Consider the following 15,439-nt stretch of genomic DNA (forward strand, 5'->3'; position numbering starts at 1 on the left):
GGCTATTGTTACACAGGCGGCCGCCGACGCCCCGTTACGCGGCGCCCGGCGCAGGGGCTTTGACCGGTACAATTCCGCCTATGTCCGAAGCCGTAACAAACCCGTCCCCATTTGTTCATCTGCGCGTTCACTCCGAGTTCTCGGTCGTGGACGGCATCGTGCGCATCCCCGACCTCATCAAGCGCGTGGCCAAGCTGGGCCAGCCCGCCGTCGCCCTGACCGACCTGTCGAACCTGTTCGGCCTGATCAAGTTCTACAAGGGCGCGCGCGGCGCGGGCGTCAAGCCCATCGCGGGCTGCGACGTGTGGCTGTCCAACGACGACGATCCCGCCAAGCCTTTCCGCCTGCTGCTGCTGGTGCGCAACCACAAGGGGTATCTCAACCTCTGCGAACTGCTCACCAAGGCCTTCCTGACCAACCAGGGCAAGGGCCGCGCGGAAATCCGGCGCGAATGGCTGCAGGGCCAGGAGGGGCTGATCGCCCTGTCGGGCGGGCGCGCGGGCGACGTGGGCCAGGCGCTGGAGGCCGGCAACGCGGTCTCGGCGCTGGCGTTGGCGCGCCAGTGGGCGCACCTGTTCCCGGGCAGCTATTACATCGAACTGCAGCGCGCCGGCATGGACGGCGACGAGGCCTATACCCAGGCCGCGATGCGGCTTGCCTCCGAGGCCGGCCTGCCGGTGGTGGCCACGCATCCGGTGCAGTTCCTGGATGCATCCGAATTCCAGGCGCACGAGGCCCGGGTCTGTATCGCCGAAGGCGAGATCCTGGCCAATCCGCGCCGCGTGCGCCGCTTCAGCAAAGAGCAGTACCTGCTCAGCTCCGAGGAAATGGCGCGGCGCTTCGCCGACGTGCCCTCGGCGCTGGCCAACACGGTGGAAATCGCCAAGCGCTGCAACCTCAGCCTGGTGCTGGGCAAGCCGCGCCTGCCCAACTTCCCCACGCCCGAAGGCGTGTCGCTGGACGACTACCTGGTGCAGTTGTCGGAAGAGGGCCTGGAAAAGCGCCTGCGCTTCCTGTTCCCCGACGACGCCGAACGCGAGTCCAAGCGCGAGCAGTACTACGAACGCCTGCGCTGGGAGTGCAAGACCATCATCCAGATGGGCTTTCCCGGCTACTTCCTGATCGTGCAGGACTTCATCAACTGGGGCAAGAACAACGGCGTGCCGGTGGGGCCGGGGCGGGGCTCGGGCGCCGGCTCGCTGGTGGCCTACGCGCTGGGCATCACCGACCTGGACCCGATCCGCTATGACCTGCTGTTCGAGCGCTTCCTGAATCCCGAGCGGGTCTCCATGCCCGACTTCGATATCGACTTCTGCCAGGACAACCGCGAACGGGTCATCGACTACGTCAAGGAAAAATACGGCCGCGCCGCCGTCAGCCAGATCGCCACGTTCGGCACGCTGGGCGCCAAGGCCGTGGTGCGCGACGCGGGCCGCGTGCTGGACATGCCCTATATGTTCTGCGACGGCCTGTCCAAGCTGATCCCGTTCAACCCGATGGACCCCTGGTCGCTCGAACGCACCCTGAAGGAAGAGCCCGCCTTCAAGGACCGCTACGACCAGGAAGAGGAAGTGCGCGCGCTGGTCGACCTGGCCCAGCCGCTCGAAGGCCTGACCCGCAACATCGGCATGCACGCCGGCGGCGTGCTCATCGCGCCCGGCAAGCTCACCGACTTCTGCCCGCTGTACTGCCAGCCGGGCCAGGAGAACAGCGCCGTCTCGCAGTTCGACAAGGACGACGTCGAGGCTGCCGGCCTGGTGAAGTTCGACTTCCTGGGCCTGCGCAACCTGACCATCCTGGACTGGGCCGTGCGCTACGTGCGCCAGTTCAACGAGGACAAGCGCGACTTCGACGTGATGGCGCTGGCGCTGGACGATCCGGCGGCCTACAAGATCCTGTGCGACGCCAACACCACCGCCGTGTTCCAGCTGGAATCGCGCGGCATGAAGGAGCTGCTCAAGAAGCTGCGGCCCAACACCTTCGAAGACATCATCGCCATGCTGGCCCTGTACCGTCCGGGGCCGCTCGAATCCGGCATGGTGGACGACTTCGTCAACCGCAAGCACGGCCGCGCGGCCGTGGACTATTTCCACCCGGACCTGGAAGCGACCCTCAAGAGCACCTACGGGGTCATCGTCTACCAGGAACAGGTGATGCTGATCTCGCAGATCATCGGCGGCTATTCGCTGGGCGGCGCCGACCTGCTGCGCCGCGCCATGGGCAAGAAAAAGCCCGAGGAAATGGCCAAGCACCGCGAACTGTTCGAGAAAGGCGCCAAGGAAAAAGGCCACGATCCGGACCTGGCGGTCAAGCTGTTCGACCTGATGGAGAAGTTCGCGGGCTACGGCTTCAACAAGTCGCACTCGGCCGCGTACGCGCTGATTTCCTACCAGACGGCCTGGCTCAAGGCCTACCATCCCACCGAGTTCCTGGCCGCCACCATGTCTTCCGACATGGACGACACCGACAAGGTCCAGACCTTCTGCCGCGACGCCCAGGAAAACGGCGTCGAAGTGCTGCCGCCGGACGTCAACTTCTCGGGCTACCGCTTCGAGCCGGTGGCCGACAAGCACACCAAGAACGGCAAGCCGCCGCGCACCATGCGCTACGGCCTGGGGGCGGTCAAGGGCACCGGGCAGGGCGCGGTCGAGGACATCCTGCGCGCGCGCAAGGAAGGCGGCCCGTTCCAGAACCTGTTCGACTTCTGCCGCCGCGTCAGCAAGCACGCGGTCAACCGGCGCACCATCGAAGCGCTGATCAAGGCCGGCGCGTTCGACACCATCGAGCCCAACCGCGCGGCCATGCTGGCCTCGGTGCCCACCGCCATGGAAGCGGCCGAGCAGGCCGCGCGCAGCGCCAACCAGGCCTCGCTCTTCGGCGACGACAGCAGCGACGTGGTGGCCGGCGAACTGGCCAAGGTCGCGCCCTGGGACCTGCACAAGAAGCTCACCGAGGAAAAGACCGCGCTGGGCTACTACTACAGCGGCCACCTGTTCGACCACTGGCGCGACGAAGTGCGCCGCATCGTGCCGATGCAGCTGGCCCGCGTCGAGCCGCAGCGCGACCTGCAATGGATGTGCGGCGTGCTGGCCAGCGTGCGCGTCATGATGACGCGGCGCGGCAAGATGGTGTTCGCCGTGCTCGACGACGGCACCGCGCAGGTCGAGATCTCGGTCTTCAACGAACTCTACGAAAAGCACCGCAACCGCCTGCGCGAAGACCAGCTCGTCATCGTGCAGGGCAAGGTCAGCAACGACGATTACTCCGGCGGCATGCGCATCGTTGCCGAGCAGCTCTACGACCTGCAGCTGGCCCGCGAGGCCCGCGCCAAGTCGTTGCGCGTCAAGCTCAACGGCAGCGCCGACGCCGCGCGCCTGCGCCAGATGCTGAACCCGTTCCGCGCCGAGCCCGAGAACGGCATTCCCGGCGTGCCGGTGGACATCGTCTACTCCAAGAACAATTTCCTGTGCACGGTCCGGCTGGGCGAAGAATGGCGCGTCCGCATGGCCGACACCTTGCTGGCGAACCTGAACGAATGGACCAAGCCCGACGGGGTGGAGGTGACCTACTGATGCCCCTGCGTATTGTTCACTCGGAGGCCGCCACCAGCTTCGGCGGCCAGGAAGGGCGGATCTTCAAGGAAATGACCGCCATGCGCGCGCGCGGCCACCACATGGAGGCCATCTGCCAGCCCCAGGCGCTGCTGGCCGAACGCCTGTCGGAAGCGGGCTTCGCCGTGCACACGCTGGAAATGGACGGCGTGGCCAACTACATCAAGGGCGTGGCCACCATCCGCGGCATCCTGCGCGAGGGCCGGTTCGACGTGCTCAACACGCACAGCCGGCGCGACACGGTGATCGCCGCGGCCGCGGCCCGGCTGGCCGGCACCCCGCTCATCGTGCGCACCCGCCACTTGTCCAACAAGGTCGGCTCGCTGTGGTCCTATACCCGCCTGCCGCACCGCGTCACCACGGTCAGCGACCACGTGCGCCAGCACCTCATCGAGCGCGGCGTGCCTGCCGAGAAAGTGGCCACGGTCTATTCGCCCATCGTGCTGCCGCCGCCGGTCGAGCGTTCCACGCTGCGCGAGGAGCTGGGCCTGGCCGATGACGACATCGTGGTCGGCTGTGTGGCCGTGATGCGCGCCACCAAGGGCCACAAGGACCTGATCGACGCGATCGCGCCGCTGATGGCCAGCCGCCCCAAGCTGCACCTGGTGTTCGTCGGCGGCGGCTCGCCCGTGTTCGAGCAGACCCAGGCCTATGTGGTGGAACTGGGGCTGCAGGACCGCATCCACCTGATGGGCATGCGGCGCGACGTGCCCAACCTGCTGGCCGGCTTCGACCTGTTCGCGCTGGCCACCCAGCAGGAAGCGTCCGGCACGGTGTACGTCGAGGCGCAGGCCAGCGGCCTGCCCGTCATCGGCACCGACGTCGGCGGCGTGTCCGAGATGTTCCGCGACGGCGAGACCGGCATCCTGGTGCCGCCCAAGGACCCCGAGGCCCTGAGCGCCGCGCTGGTGCGCCTGATCGACGACGCCGGCCTGCGCCGCCGCATGGGCGAGGCCGGACGCAGAATGGTCTGGGACGAGGGCGTGTTCTCGCCCGCGCGCCTGGCCGAAACCACCGAGGCCGTCTACACCCGATGGCTGGCGGAGCGCGCCGGATGAACGCGCCCAACGTTCCGGTGCTGATGTACCACCACGTCACGCCGGCCGGCGGCATGATCGCGGCGACGCCCGACGTATTCGAGGCGCAGATCGCGCGCCTGGCGCGCGCCGGCTACCAGTCGCTGTCGGCCACGCAGTTCGCGGCCTACCTGGCCGGCGGCGAGGCGCCCGAGCGGTCGGTGCTCATCACCTTCGACGACGGCTACCTGAACAACTGGGTGCATGCGCATCCGGTGCTGGCGCGCCACGGCATGCGCGCGCTGCTCTTCACCATCACGGGCTGGATCGGCGACGGCCCGGTGCGCTCGCACGCCGGGCAGGGCGGCCCCTTGCCCGCCACCCCGGATCACGACGCCTGCAAGCAGCTGGTGGCGGCGGGGCGGGCCGACGAGGCCATGCTGCGCTGGAGCGAGATCGAGGCCATGCAGGCCGCCGGCACCTTCGAATTCCATTCGCATACCCACACCCACACCCGCTGGGACAAGGTCTGCGGCGCGGACATCGAGGCCAAGCGCGCGCGCATCGCCCAGGAACTGCAGGACTCGCGCGACACGCTGATGCGCCGGCTGGGCTCGGTCAGCGACCACCTCTGCTGGCCGCAAGGCTATTTCGACGACGACTACGTGGCCGCGGCCCGCCAGGCCGGATTCCGCCACCTGTACACTACCGACCCTTTCGGCCAGAACGCGCCCGGCGCAGACCCCGAGCACATCTACCGTTTCGCGGTGCGCAACCAGGGCGGAAGCTGGCTGAACCGGCGCATCTGGCTGTCGCGCGACCCTTTCTGGGGGCCGCGCTTCCATGCCTGGAAGGCCTGGAAAAAGCGTCTTAGGAATCGCCGATGAAGCTATCCGTCATCATCATCACCAAGAACGAAGCGGCCAATATCGCCGCCTGCCTCAAGTCCGTGGCCTTCGCCGACGAGTTCATCGTGGTCGACTCGGGCAGCACCGACGGCACCGTGGAGCTGGCGCAGGCGCTGGGCGCGCGCGTGGAAATCACGTCGGACTGGCCGGGTTTTGGGCCCCAGAAGAACCGCGCGCTGGACCTGGCGACGGGGGATTGGATACTGTCCATCGACGCCGACGAACGCGTGACGCCGGAGCTGGCCCGGGAAATCCAGGAAGCGCTGCGCGCCCCGCGGGCCGACGCCTACGAGATCGCGCGCCTGTCGAATTTCTGCGGCCGCGACATCCGCCACAGCGGCTGGTGGCCCGACTACGTGCTGCGGCTGTTCAAGCGCGGCACGGCGCGCTTCACGGACGCCGCCGTCCACGAGCGGGTGGTGCCGGCCCAGGGCCAGCCCCTGCGGATGCGCGGCTATTTCCAGCACTATCCGTACGACAACCTGGAGGCCCTCATCACCAAGGTCAACCGCTACTCGTCGGACGCCGCCGCCATGATGTACGCCAAGGGCAAGCGCACGTCGATCTTCGGCGCGCTGGGGCACGGCTTCTGGACCTTCGTGCGGATCTACCTGATCCGGCGCGGGTTTCTCGACGGCAAGCACGGCCTGGTGCTGGCCGTCACCGCGGCCGCGGGCAGCTTCTTCCGCTATTCGAAGCTGATGTTCCTGGCCGAAAAGCAAAAGTGAAGATCCTCTACACCAACTTCCACGGCCGCAACGGCGGCGGCCACGTGACCTACATCATCAACCTGGCCCGCGCGCTGGCGGGCAGCCACCAGATCACGGTCGCCACGCCCGAGGGCAGCCGCCTCTACCGCCAGGCCCGCGCCATCGCCGGCGTGACGGCGGTGCCGATGCAATATACGTCCCGTCCGGCCGCGCTCTTCGGCGAGCGCGCGCAGCTGCGGCGCCTGATCCGCGAAGGCGGTTTCGACCTCATCCACTGCAACGGCTCGGCCGACCACAAGCAGGTCATGTTCGCCACGCTGGCCCTGCCGCGGCGCCCGCGCATCGTCTTCACCAAGCACAACGACCACCCGGTGACCAGCCTGGGCAACTGGCTGCGCGCCCGCCTGGCCACCGACCACAGCATCGCGGTCAGCGACTACGTGCACGGCCTGATGTCGCGCTCGCCCTACCGCAGGCATCCCATCACCACGATCCGCCACGGCATCGACACCGACTATTTCGCCCCGCCCGAGCCGGCCGGCCTGGACGAACTGCGCGACCGCATCTTCGGGCCGGGCTGGCAGGGCAAGCTGCTGCTGGGCAGTTCCGGCGGCACCGATTACGACAAGGGCTGGCTGGACCTGGTGGCCGCGGCCGCGGCGCTGCCGCCGGCCGACCGCGCGCGGGTGCTGCTGATGGTGGCCGGCGATCCGCCCTCCGAGGCCAAGCTCGCGCGGGTGCGGGAGCTGGGCATGATCGAGCAGGTCCGCTTTCCGGGCCTGCTCGACGACGTGCGGCCGGCGCTGGCGGCCTGCGACGCCGGCTTCGTGCTGTCCTACCGCGAGGCGCTGTCCTTCGCCTGCCGCGAAATCATGGGCCTGGGTCTGCCGGCCCTGATCAGCGACGTCGGCGGCCTGCCCGAGAACGTCACCGACGGCGAGGACGGCTGGATCGTGCCGGTGCGCGACGTCCCGGCCATGACCGCGCGCCTGCGCTTCATGCTGGACAACCCGCAAGCCGTGCGCGCCATGGGCGCCCGGGCGCGCGAGACCGCCGTGCGCGATTTCAACCTGGCGCGTTTCGCCGACGCAACACTGGATGTTTACCGGCGCGCCTTGGGGTAAAACAGGACCAGGCAGCCGGCGCTGCCCCGTCCTCTTTCCCGTGGTGTCCCCGTATAATTCCGGGCTATGTCTATCCCCATACTCATGTACCACCAGATCGGCGAGCCCAACCCCAAGGGCACGCCGTATCGCGGGCTGACGGTACACCCCGCCAGCTTCGCCCGCCAGATGCGCTGGATGCGCCGGCTGGGCTATCGCGGCCTGTCGATGCGGGACGTCATGCCCTATGTGCGCGGCGAGCGCCAGGGCAAGGTATTCGGCATCACCTTCGACGACGGCTACCGCAACGTGCATCACAACGCGATGCCGGTGCTGAGCGAGCTGGGCTTTACCGCCACCAACTATTTCGTGGCGCACCAGTTCGACGGCGGCAACGTATGGGACCTGCAAAAAGGCATTCCGTTCTCGGCCCTCATGACCGTCAACGAAATGCGGGAATGGGCGCAGGCCGGCAACGAGGTCGGCTCGCACACGCTGGACCACGTGCATCTGCCCGAAATGTCGCCCGACGAGGCGCGGCGCCAGATCGTCCAGTCCAAGGAAGAACTGGAACAGGCGCTGGGCGCGCCGGTCACCGCCTTCTGCTATCCCTACGGCGATCACGGCCCGGAACACCGGGCCATGGTGCGCGAGGCCGGCTACGACAACGCCACGCTCACGCAGCGCGGCCTGGCGGCGGCCAGCGACGATCCCTACGGCCTGCCGCGGGTGACGGTGGCGCGGTCCACCAACATCGTTCGATTCCTGCAGAAGTGTCTGACCCGGTATGAAGACACCCGCCGGCGCCGCTGAGCGGCGGCTACGCATCGCGCTGCTGGTCGACCGCTTCGGCAATCGCTTCGGAGGCGCGGAAGCCTATGGCGTGGAGCTGATGCGGGTGCTCGGCCAGCGCCACGACGTCTCCGTGGTGGCGCGCGACTTCGATAGCGACCTGCCGTTTTCCTTCCTGCCGGTGCGCTTTCCGGTCTGGCTGCCCAGCTGGATGCGAGTGCTGTATTTCGCCTGGCGCGCCGACCGGCTGACCCGCGGGCGCTACGACATCGTGCATTCGCACATGAACGGCTGGGCGGGCGAGATCCAGGTCATGCACGTCACGCCGGTGCGCTACAACCGCCTGACCCGCGCCCGGCCGCTGCAGCGCGTGGCCGCCTGGCTCAGCCCGCGCCTGGCCACCTATCTGCTGCTGGAAAAACTGCGCGTGCGCAGGGCGCCGGCGCGCCGCGTGGTCGCGGTGTCCGGCCTCATCATGGAGCAGCTGCATCGCAGCTACGGTCCGCAGCTGCCGGTGGACATCATCGCGCCGGGCGTCAAGCTGCCCACGGCCGAGCAAAAGCAGGGGCGCGACGACACCCGCGCCAGCCTGGGCTGGGACGCCGACACCATCGGCTGCCTGCTGGTGGCGCGCAATCCGCTGCGCAAGGGGTTGCCGGCGCTGCTCGACGCGCTGGGCCAGCTGCCGTCGCGCTACCGGCTGCTGGTGGTGGGCGCCGACCAGTCCACCCGCGACCGCGTGCGCGCCGCCGGCGCCATCGCAGGCCGCGTCACGCTCATCGATCCCACGCCCGACGTGGCGCGCTATTTCAGCGCGGCCGACATCTACGCCCATCCCACGCTGAACGACAGCTACGGCATGGCGCCGCTGGAAGCCATGTCGCACGGCCTGCCCGTGGTGGTCAGTTCGCCGGCCTACTGCGGCTTCGCGCAGTACCTGTCGGCCGGCAAGGACGCGCTCATCCTGCAGGACCCGCGCGACGGCGCGCAACTGGCGCAGGCGCTGGAGCGCCTGGGTTCCGAACCGGGGCTGCGCGCCGCGCTGGCCGAACGCGGCCTGGCGATCGCCTGCGAGCAGAGCTGGGAAGCGGTGGCGGCGCGCTACGAGGCGCTGTACGAAAAAGTGCTGGTCGAGCGCGGCTGCTGAACCGCTGCGGCCGGCGGCCTACGCCTTGGCCTGTCTTGCGCGGGTTGCCGATGGCAGCTCTCCGAAAATGGCGCAATACCGAGCCAGCGTGTAGGAAGAATAGACGTAGCCATGCCGCTCGAAGGTCTCGGCGATGGACGCCAAGCCCTCGCCCATGTCCTGCAAGGCCTGGTGGATCGCGTGCAACCGTCTCAAATGCAGGTACTGCTTGGGGCCCAGGCCGAAGCAGTTGTGAAAGAAACTTCTCAGCGATCGCGGGCCGACGGGCAGGCCTGCGAGCCGGGCGGCGTCCAGTTCGCCGCCGTCCATCAGGCCGAAGCGGCTCAGCGCGGCGTCGCACATCGCATGCGGCGAGGCGCCGGGGCGGCCGAGCGCCGGCTGCCGGCTGCGCGCAACCACCAGGCCCGCGATGGCGTCCTCGATCAATGCCCGACCGATAGTGGGGGAGGTGCATGCGTGGGCGGCCACCGTCGCCGCCTGCTGCAGCGCGCGGACCGCGGCCGGCGTGGCGTCCAGCATGCGCGTCGACCGGCACCATGCGCGCAATACGCTGCCTGTTTCGTTGTCTTTTTGTAACAGATCCGAGGTCAGGGGCAGGGCGATGGTGGTCCACTCATTCGGCCCGGCCGCGCGGAACACGAACCCTCGCCGGGGCGCCAGAATGCCCACCTTGCCCGGGCCGAACGGAACCCCGTTCAACCAGGTCGGGCCGGGCGTGCCCGGGGAAAGCAGGAACATCAGATGCGTGGGCCATCCGGACGCCTCGCACAGATTGGGCACGGTTTCCACTCCCTGCTGGACGGTGATGCCGTCGACGTCCGCATGGCCAAGCCGCCATTTCCCGTCCCGGGGGCCCAGCAGGCGCACTTTCAGGTCGACATCGACGACCGCATCCTCGAACTCTCCGAACGATTCATAACGTTGCAGTTCCATGGCTTGCCCTCGGAAGTCGCCTGCGAATTATTGCCAAAATTAGCATGGACTTGCATGCCTGTCGCTACGCACAATAGCGTCCGAACCGCTACCCGCGGCCCGTGCAGCCCAAGGCGGTAGTTGGCGTTCAAATACTCAAAGGAGTATCGAGATGAAGCGCGGGTTCGCAATTGCCACCTATGCCAGTTTGATTTTCGCGGTCGCCGCCGCGCCTGCTTTCGGCGCCCCGCAAAAACAGCAGAGCCGCGCCGCGCTGGCCCTGCCGTCGGCCGACATCGTCATGCATCCTGAGTACGCCAAGACCGTCGGCCGCATGGCCTACGTGTGGGGGTGGCCGATGGTGAACATGCTCAACCGCAACGCGCGCATCACCAAGGCGCCCCATCCGGGTCTGCTGGGCGGCGTGTTGCCCGCGGCGCCGCGCGGCCAGGTCGGCATGCTACACGACTACATCCTTCCGGCGGAAACCTTCGTCACCTGTCCCAATCAGGACGTGGTCTATGGCCTGGGCTTTTTCTCGCTGGATGAAGAGCCCGTGATCGTGCAGGTGCCCGATTTCGGCGACCGCTTCTGGGTATACGCGCTGTACGACCAGCGCACCAACCAGTTCGGCGAACTGGGCAAGCCCTACCACAGCAAGCCCGGCTTCTATCTGCTGGTGGGGCCGAACTGGAAAGGCAAGGAGCCCGACGGCGTGCAGGCGATCATCCGCAGCCCGACGACCCTGGCCAATGCGATTCCGCGCATTTTCATGGACGATGCCGACCAGGACCGGCAGGCCATTCAGAAGAAAATCAACCAGGTGGTCTTCTATCCGTTGAAGGACTTCAACGGCAAGATGAAATCGATCGACTGGAAGAACACGCCCGACATTCCCAATCCCGGCGCCGACAGCGCCAGCGGGGGAGAAACGCGCTGGGTGGTTCCCGAACGGTTCTTCGATCAGTTCGGCCAGGTGCTGGACATGGTGCCGCCGCTGCCCGGCGAAGAGGCCATGTACGCTCAGTTCCGCTCGGTGATGGCGGCCGCGGCCAAGGATCCGGCCATCAAGGAGGCGCTGGTCCAGGTCGCCAAGGAAACCGAAGAGCAGGTGATCGGCCCGTTCTTCCAGTGGAAGCATAACGGCGCGCCGGCCGGCAACAACTGGAACCGGTCGGTCAATAATGCCCAGACCGGGCTGGACTACTTCAATCGTACCGGCACGGCCAAGTCGAACATGTTCGACAACCGTCCCAACGAGACCCAGTATTTTTATACCGACTTCGATTCCACCGGAGCGGTGCTGGACGGCGGCCGCCGGTACGAAATCACTTTCGCGCCGGGACAACTGCCGCCGGTCAAGGGATTCTGGTCGCTCACCCTCTACAACAAGCATCACTTGTTCAGCCCCAACGACCTGAACCGCTATTCGCTGGGCACCAAGAACAAGAATCTGGTGCGCGGGCCGGACGGGTCGTTGACGATTTACGTCGGCCCCAAGTCTCCGGGCAAGGATAAGGAGGCCAATTGGCTGCCGTCACCGACCGAGCCGATTTCGCTCTACATCCGCGCCTATTGGGGCGAAAAGGCGATTCTCGACGGGAGCTGGAAGCCTCCGGTCGTCAAACAGGTCGATTAAGGACTTTTCATTGCGGCCGCGATAGCGGCCGCTGCTCATTTCGGAGTTGCATCATGCCGGTATTGCCCCGACTTACCCTGATCGCCAGCACGCTGCTGGCCGCGCCCGTATTCGGGCAGCCCCAGCCTCCCATGTCGCCCCTGGTTCAGCAACTGAACAATGGCAACTGGCTGGATACGAAAGAGGCCGAAAGCTTGCGCGACGAGCTTTATTACCAACGCGCCATCCATGCCTACATGACCATGCTGCCGGCGTTGAACGTGATCGGCATGCGCGACGGCTCGGAAAAGGCCTTCGGCGCCGGCTACAACGTGCTGCCGATCTGGAAAAAGCGCATGGACGCCCGCGCCATGGTGCCCACGCCGAACGCCGACGTGATCTATTCGATGAGCTACCTGGATTTGAAAAAGACCGGGCCGCTGGTGGTGAAGGCGCCCGCCAACGTCATCGGTATGTTCACCGATTTCTTCCAGCGCACCCTCACCGACGTGGGCGCCGTGGGTCCGGACCGCGCGCGCGGCGGCCTGTATCTGTTGCTGCCGCCGGACTACGACGGCCATGTGCCCTCCAGCTATTTCGTGGTCAAGTCCCCGACCTATAACGTTTTTCTGTTCTTTCGCACCATCATGGGCCAGGGCGACGGCAAGCCGGACCCGGCTCCCGCCGTCAAGGCCGCCGAAACCACGCGCGTCTACCCCTTGTGGGCGGTGGAAAAAGACATCAAGCCGATGGAGTTTCCCGACGCCTCCGGCAAGTCGCTCAACATGATGTACCCCGTCGATCAGGCCTACTGGACCAAGCTCAAGGAATTCGTCGACTACGAACCGGTTGCCGCCATCGATCAGGAATTGCGCGGCGTGCTGGCCTCCATCGGCATCGTCAAGGGACAGCCGTTCAAGCCCACCGCCCGCCAGCAGGAACTGCTGAAAAAGGCGGTTGAGACGGCGCCGAAGATGATCCTGGCGACGCGCCAACTGGGCCGCGAAGACCAGCGCCAACTGTATTACAAGGACCGTCAATGGGAGCGCGCCTGGGCCGGCGCCACGGCGGAATGGTTCCAGGACAGCTATCTGGACGTGAACCAGCGCGCCACGTTCTTCCAGATCGCTTATTCATCGGCGCCGGCCATGGTGATGCGCACCACCGGCGCCGGTTCCAAGTATCCCTTCACGACACGCGACGCCACTGGCGCATTCCTGACGGGCGCCGGCACTTACAAGCTGCGCCTGCCGCCCGATGCCCCGGCCGCGCTGTTCTGGGCGGTCACGGCGTACAACGTCACCGACGGCACCATGCCCGAGACCGACCAGCTGATGCCTTCGACGAATGGCTACTACGACATTCCCAAGCAGAAGGACGGTTCGATAGAGATCTGGTTCGGCCCGGAGAAGCCGGCGGACGTGGTGGACGCGGCCTTCATCAAGACCATCCCGGGGCGCAATTTCCTGGTCACGCTGCGGCTGTATGGCGCCGAAGACGCCTTCTACGACCAGACCTGGAAGCCGGATGACGTGGTCAAGGTGAAGTGAAGCCCCGTCCCGCGGAAAAGACGGCTACACCCGCGCCACCTCGACCCACAGCCGCGTCATGACCACGTGGCGCACCAGGTCGTACAGATGCGCGGGCGCGGCGGCCGGGACCAGCACGCGGCGGATCAGGGCGCTCAGGTCCACGCGTATGCAGGGCGGCCTGGCGGCGGCGGAACGATGCCGGGCGATCGCGCGCAGGCGGATGCGGCCGCGCGCCGGGCTGTCGATATGGATTTCCGCGGCTTCAGGGCTCAGCACCGCATCGCGCAGGGCCTCCAGTGTGCTGCAGACATAGATGCCGGAGGCGTCGCCGGCGTCGTGCTGCGGACCGTTGCGCCATTCCAGCGTGCCGAGCAGCGCGGCGCCCGCGGCGGGCTCGGGCGGCTCGAACCGCAGATGGCTGAATTCGAGCAGCTCCATGAACTCGATGAATGGCAATCTGCGCATCAGGACCTGTTCGCGCGGCCTTGCGATGGCGGAAATCCCCACGACTTTCTCCCGAGAACAAGGCGCGCAAGCGCCGGGCAGGCCCTTGCGCGCCGGCCTGCCGAGGCTAGCGGGCCTGCGCCGCCTCCAGCGCGCGCACCCGCTTCTTGCCGCGCACGGCCGAAAAGATCAGCCAGACCGCGAGCGCGCCGATGGCATAGATGAAGCCCGCGCTGATGGGGCGGTCCACGAAAATGGCCATGTCCCCGCGCGACAGCAGCAGCGCCCGGCGGAAATTCTCCTCGACCATCGGCCCGAGCACGAAGCCCAGCAGCAGGGGGGCAGGGGAGAAGCGCAGCTTGAGGAACAGATAGCCGACCAGGCCCAGGGCAAGCACCATGCCCACGTCGAAGAGCGCGTTGTTGGTGCTGTACACCCCGACGCACACGAAGAACAGCGCCGACGGAAACAGGTACTTGTACGGCACCTTCAACAGGCGCGCCCACATGCCGATCAGCGGCAGGTTCATGACCACCAGCAGCACGTTGCCTATCCAGAAGCTGGCGATCAGGCCCCAGAACAGGTCGGCGTGCTCGGTCACCATCTGCGGGCCGGGCTGTATGCCGTGGATGATCAGCGCGCCCAGCATCAGCGCCATGACGGAGTCGCCCGGAATCCCCAGGCTCATGGTGGGAATGAAGCTGGTCTGCGCGGCCGAGTTGTTCGCCGCTTCCGGTCCCGCGATCCCTTCGATGGCGCCGTTGCCGAAGCGCTGCGGCGTCTTGGACACGCGCTTCTCGATGGCGTAGGACATGAACGAGGCGATGGTCGCGCCGGTGCCGGGAAGTATGCCCAGCACGGCGCCGATGGCGCTGCCGCGCACCACCGGCATGGCCGATTGGCGGATGTCGCCAGGTTCGGGCCGCACCGACATCTTGACCTGGGTGCCCACGGTGGTCGCCTTGCCGATGCGGTTGACGTTGGCGAAGAAGTCCGCCAGGCCGAACAGCCCCATCGCCAGCGCCACCAGCTGTATGCCGTCGCTCAGTTCGATCACGTTGAAAGCGTAGCGGATGGTGCCGGTGTTGACGTCGGTGCCCACCACGCCCAGCAGCAGGCCCAGGAACACCATGGCCACGCCCTTGACCGCGGACCCCTTGGCCAGCGTCGCGCCGGCGAACAGGCCCAGCATCATCATCGAGAAATACTCGGCCGGCCCGAACTTGAAAGCCACTTCGACCAGCAGCGGCGAGAACAGGATCATGACCACGATGCCGGCGCTGGCGCCGACGAAGGAAGCCATGACCAGCATGAACAGGGCCGATCCCGATTTGCCCTTGCGCGCCAGCGGGTTGCCGTCCAGACAGGTGACGGCGTGCGAAGGCGTGCCCGGCAGGTTCAGCAGTATGCAGGTGATGCCCCCGCCGTACTGCGCGCCGTAATAGATGCCGGCCAGCATCATGAGCGCCGCGACCGGCGTCATGGCGTAAGTGAGCGGCAGCAGGATGGAAATGGCGGCGAGCACGCCCATGCCCGGCAGCACGCCGATCATGTTGCCCATGAACACGCCGAACAGGGACCACAGCAGGTTGTTCCACTGAAAGGCGACGGAAAACCCTTGCAATACGTTGTCGAATAGATCCATG

The 15,439-nt window shown here is 66.9% G+C and carries 12 protein-coding genes; 9 read left to right on the forward strand and 3 right to left on the reverse strand.

The window, feature by feature from the left end; genetic code table 11:
- The first annotated feature begins 80 nt into the window (after positions 1 to 80).
- The 7 genes from dnaE (at position 81) to A6B37_RS23710 (ending at position 9,287) form a co-directional block, all read left to right on the forward strand.
- Positions 81 to 3,572, forward strand: coding sequence for a DNA polymerase III subunit alpha (dnaE, locus tag A6B37_RS23680; protein ID WP_102774588.1), 3,492 nt, complete (start codon positions 81 to 83; stop codon positions 3,570 to 3,572).
- Positions 3,569 to 4,669, forward strand: coding sequence for a glycosyltransferase family 4 protein (locus tag A6B37_RS23685; protein ID WP_102774934.1), 1,101 nt, complete (start codon positions 3,569 to 3,571; stop codon positions 4,667 to 4,669). The genes dnaE and A6B37_RS23685 overlap by 4 nt, the downstream gene beginning before the upstream one ends.
- A complete protein-coding gene (locus tag A6B37_RS23690) occupies positions 4,666 to 5,514 on the forward strand; it encodes a polysaccharide deacetylase family protein (RefSeq protein ID WP_111827067.1) in 849 nt (282 codons plus the stop codon). The genes A6B37_RS23685 and A6B37_RS23690 overlap by 4 nt, the downstream gene beginning before the upstream one ends.
- Complete coding sequence (locus A6B37_RS23695; protein WP_111827068.1) at positions 5,511 to 6,263, forward strand: glycosyltransferase family 2 protein; 753 nt, start codon at positions 5,511 to 5,513, stop codon at positions 6,261 to 6,263. The genes A6B37_RS23690 and A6B37_RS23695 overlap by 4 nt, the downstream gene beginning before the upstream one ends.
- Complete coding sequence (locus A6B37_RS23700; RefSeq protein WP_111827069.1) at positions 6,260 to 7,369, forward strand: glycosyltransferase; 1,110 nt, start codon at positions 6,260 to 6,262, stop codon at positions 7,367 to 7,369. Before A6B37_RS23695 ends, A6B37_RS23700 begins: the two co-directional genes overlap by 4 nt.
- A gap of 66 nt (positions 7,370 to 7,435) precedes the next feature.
- The gene (locus tag A6B37_RS23705; protein ID WP_102774584.1) at positions 7,436 to 8,161 is read left to right on the forward strand and encodes a polysaccharide deacetylase family protein; all 726 of its coding nucleotides are present in this window, start codon (positions 7,436 to 7,438) and stop codon (positions 8,159 to 8,161) included.
- Positions 8,136 to 9,287, forward strand: coding sequence for a glycosyltransferase family 4 protein (locus A6B37_RS23710; RefSeq protein ID WP_111827070.1), 1,152 nt, complete (start codon positions 8,136 to 8,138; stop codon positions 9,285 to 9,287). Before A6B37_RS23705 ends, A6B37_RS23710 begins: the two co-directional genes overlap by 26 nt.
- An 18-nt stretch (positions 9,288 to 9,305) precedes the next feature.
- Here the strand turns inward: A6B37_RS23710 and A6B37_RS23715 are convergent, their stop codons facing one another.
- Positions 9,306 to 10,220: a helix-turn-helix domain-containing protein gene (locus A6B37_RS23715; protein WP_111827071.1), complete on the reverse strand. Its 915-nt coding sequence runs from the start codon at positions 10,218 to 10,220 to the stop codon at positions 9,306 to 9,308.
- Positions 10,221 to 10,371: 151 nt separating this feature from the next.
- On the opposite strand from A6B37_RS23715, the gene A6B37_RS23720 reads away from it, so the two are divergent.
- Positions 10,372 to 11,838, forward strand: coding sequence for a DUF1254 domain-containing protein (locus A6B37_RS23720; protein WP_111827072.1), 1,467 nt, complete (start codon positions 10,372 to 10,374; stop codon positions 11,836 to 11,838).
- 53 nt (positions 11,839 to 11,891) lie between these two features.
- Complete coding sequence (locus A6B37_RS23725; protein ID WP_111827073.1) at positions 11,892 to 13,367, forward strand: DUF1254 domain-containing protein; 1,476 nt, start codon at positions 11,892 to 11,894, stop codon at positions 13,365 to 13,367.
- 24 nt (positions 13,368 to 13,391) lie between these two features.
- Here A6B37_RS23725 and A6B37_RS23730 read toward each other — a convergent pair whose 3' ends face one another.
- Together A6B37_RS23730 and A6B37_RS23735 are read right to left on the reverse strand one after the other, a co-directional pair.
- On the reverse strand, positions 13,392 to 13,814 hold the full coding sequence (locus A6B37_RS23730; protein WP_111827085.1) for a hypothetical protein: 423 nt from the start codon (positions 13,812 to 13,814) through the stop codon (positions 13,392 to 13,394).
- Between the two features lie 106 nt (positions 13,815 to 13,920).
- Positions 13,921 to 15,438 carry a tripartite tricarboxylate transporter permease gene (locus A6B37_RS23735; RefSeq protein WP_111827074.1) on the reverse strand — a complete coding sequence of 506 codons (1,518 nt, stop codon included), beginning with the start codon at positions 15,436 to 15,438 and terminating at the stop codon, positions 13,921 to 13,923.
- Position 15,439 lies beyond the last annotated feature (1 nt).

This window comes from Achromobacter sp. HZ01 (assembly GCF_003267925.1).
Classification (GTDB): Bacteria; Pseudomonadota; Gammaproteobacteria; order Burkholderiales; family Burkholderiaceae_B; genus Achromobacter; species Achromobacter pulmonis_A.

Excerpts from the sequence above, each read along its gene's own strand:
- dnaE (WP_102774588.1), top strand. The coding sequence starts at position 81 with ATGTCCGAAGCCGTAACAAACCCGTCCCCATTTGTTCATCTGCGCGTT.
- A6B37_RS23690 (WP_111827067.1), top strand. The coding sequence starts at position 4,666 with ATGAACGCGCCCAACGTTCCGGTGCTGATGTACCACCACGTCACGCCG.
- A6B37_RS23715 (WP_111827071.1), bottom strand. The coding sequence starts at position 10,220 with ATGGAACTGCAACGTTATGAATCGTTCGGAGAGTTCGAGGATGCGGTC.
- A6B37_RS23720 (WP_111827072.1), top strand. The coding sequence starts at position 10,372 with ATGAAGCGCGGGTTCGCAATTGCCACCTATGCCAGTTTGATTTTCGCG.
- A6B37_RS23710 (WP_111827070.1), top strand. The coding sequence starts at position 8,136 with ATGAAGACACCCGCCGGCGCCGCTGAGCGGCGGCTACGCATCGCGCTG.
- A6B37_RS23695 (WP_111827068.1), top strand. The coding sequence starts at position 5,511 with ATGAAGCTATCCGTCATCATCATCACCAAGAACGAAGCGGCCAATATC.
- A6B37_RS23705 (WP_102774584.1), top strand. The coding sequence starts at position 7,436 with ATGTCTATCCCCATACTCATGTACCACCAGATCGGCGAGCCCAACCCC.
- A6B37_RS23725 (WP_111827073.1), top strand. The coding sequence starts at position 11,892 with ATGCCGGTATTGCCCCGACTTACCCTGATCGCCAGCACGCTGCTGGCC.
- A6B37_RS23730 (WP_111827085.1), bottom strand. The coding sequence starts at position 13,814 with ATGCGCAGATTGCCATTCATCGAGTTCATGGAGCTGCTCGAATTCAGC.
- A6B37_RS23735 (WP_111827074.1), bottom strand. The coding sequence starts at position 15,438 with ATGGATCTATTCGACAACGTATTGCAAGGGTTTTCCGTCGCCTTTCAG.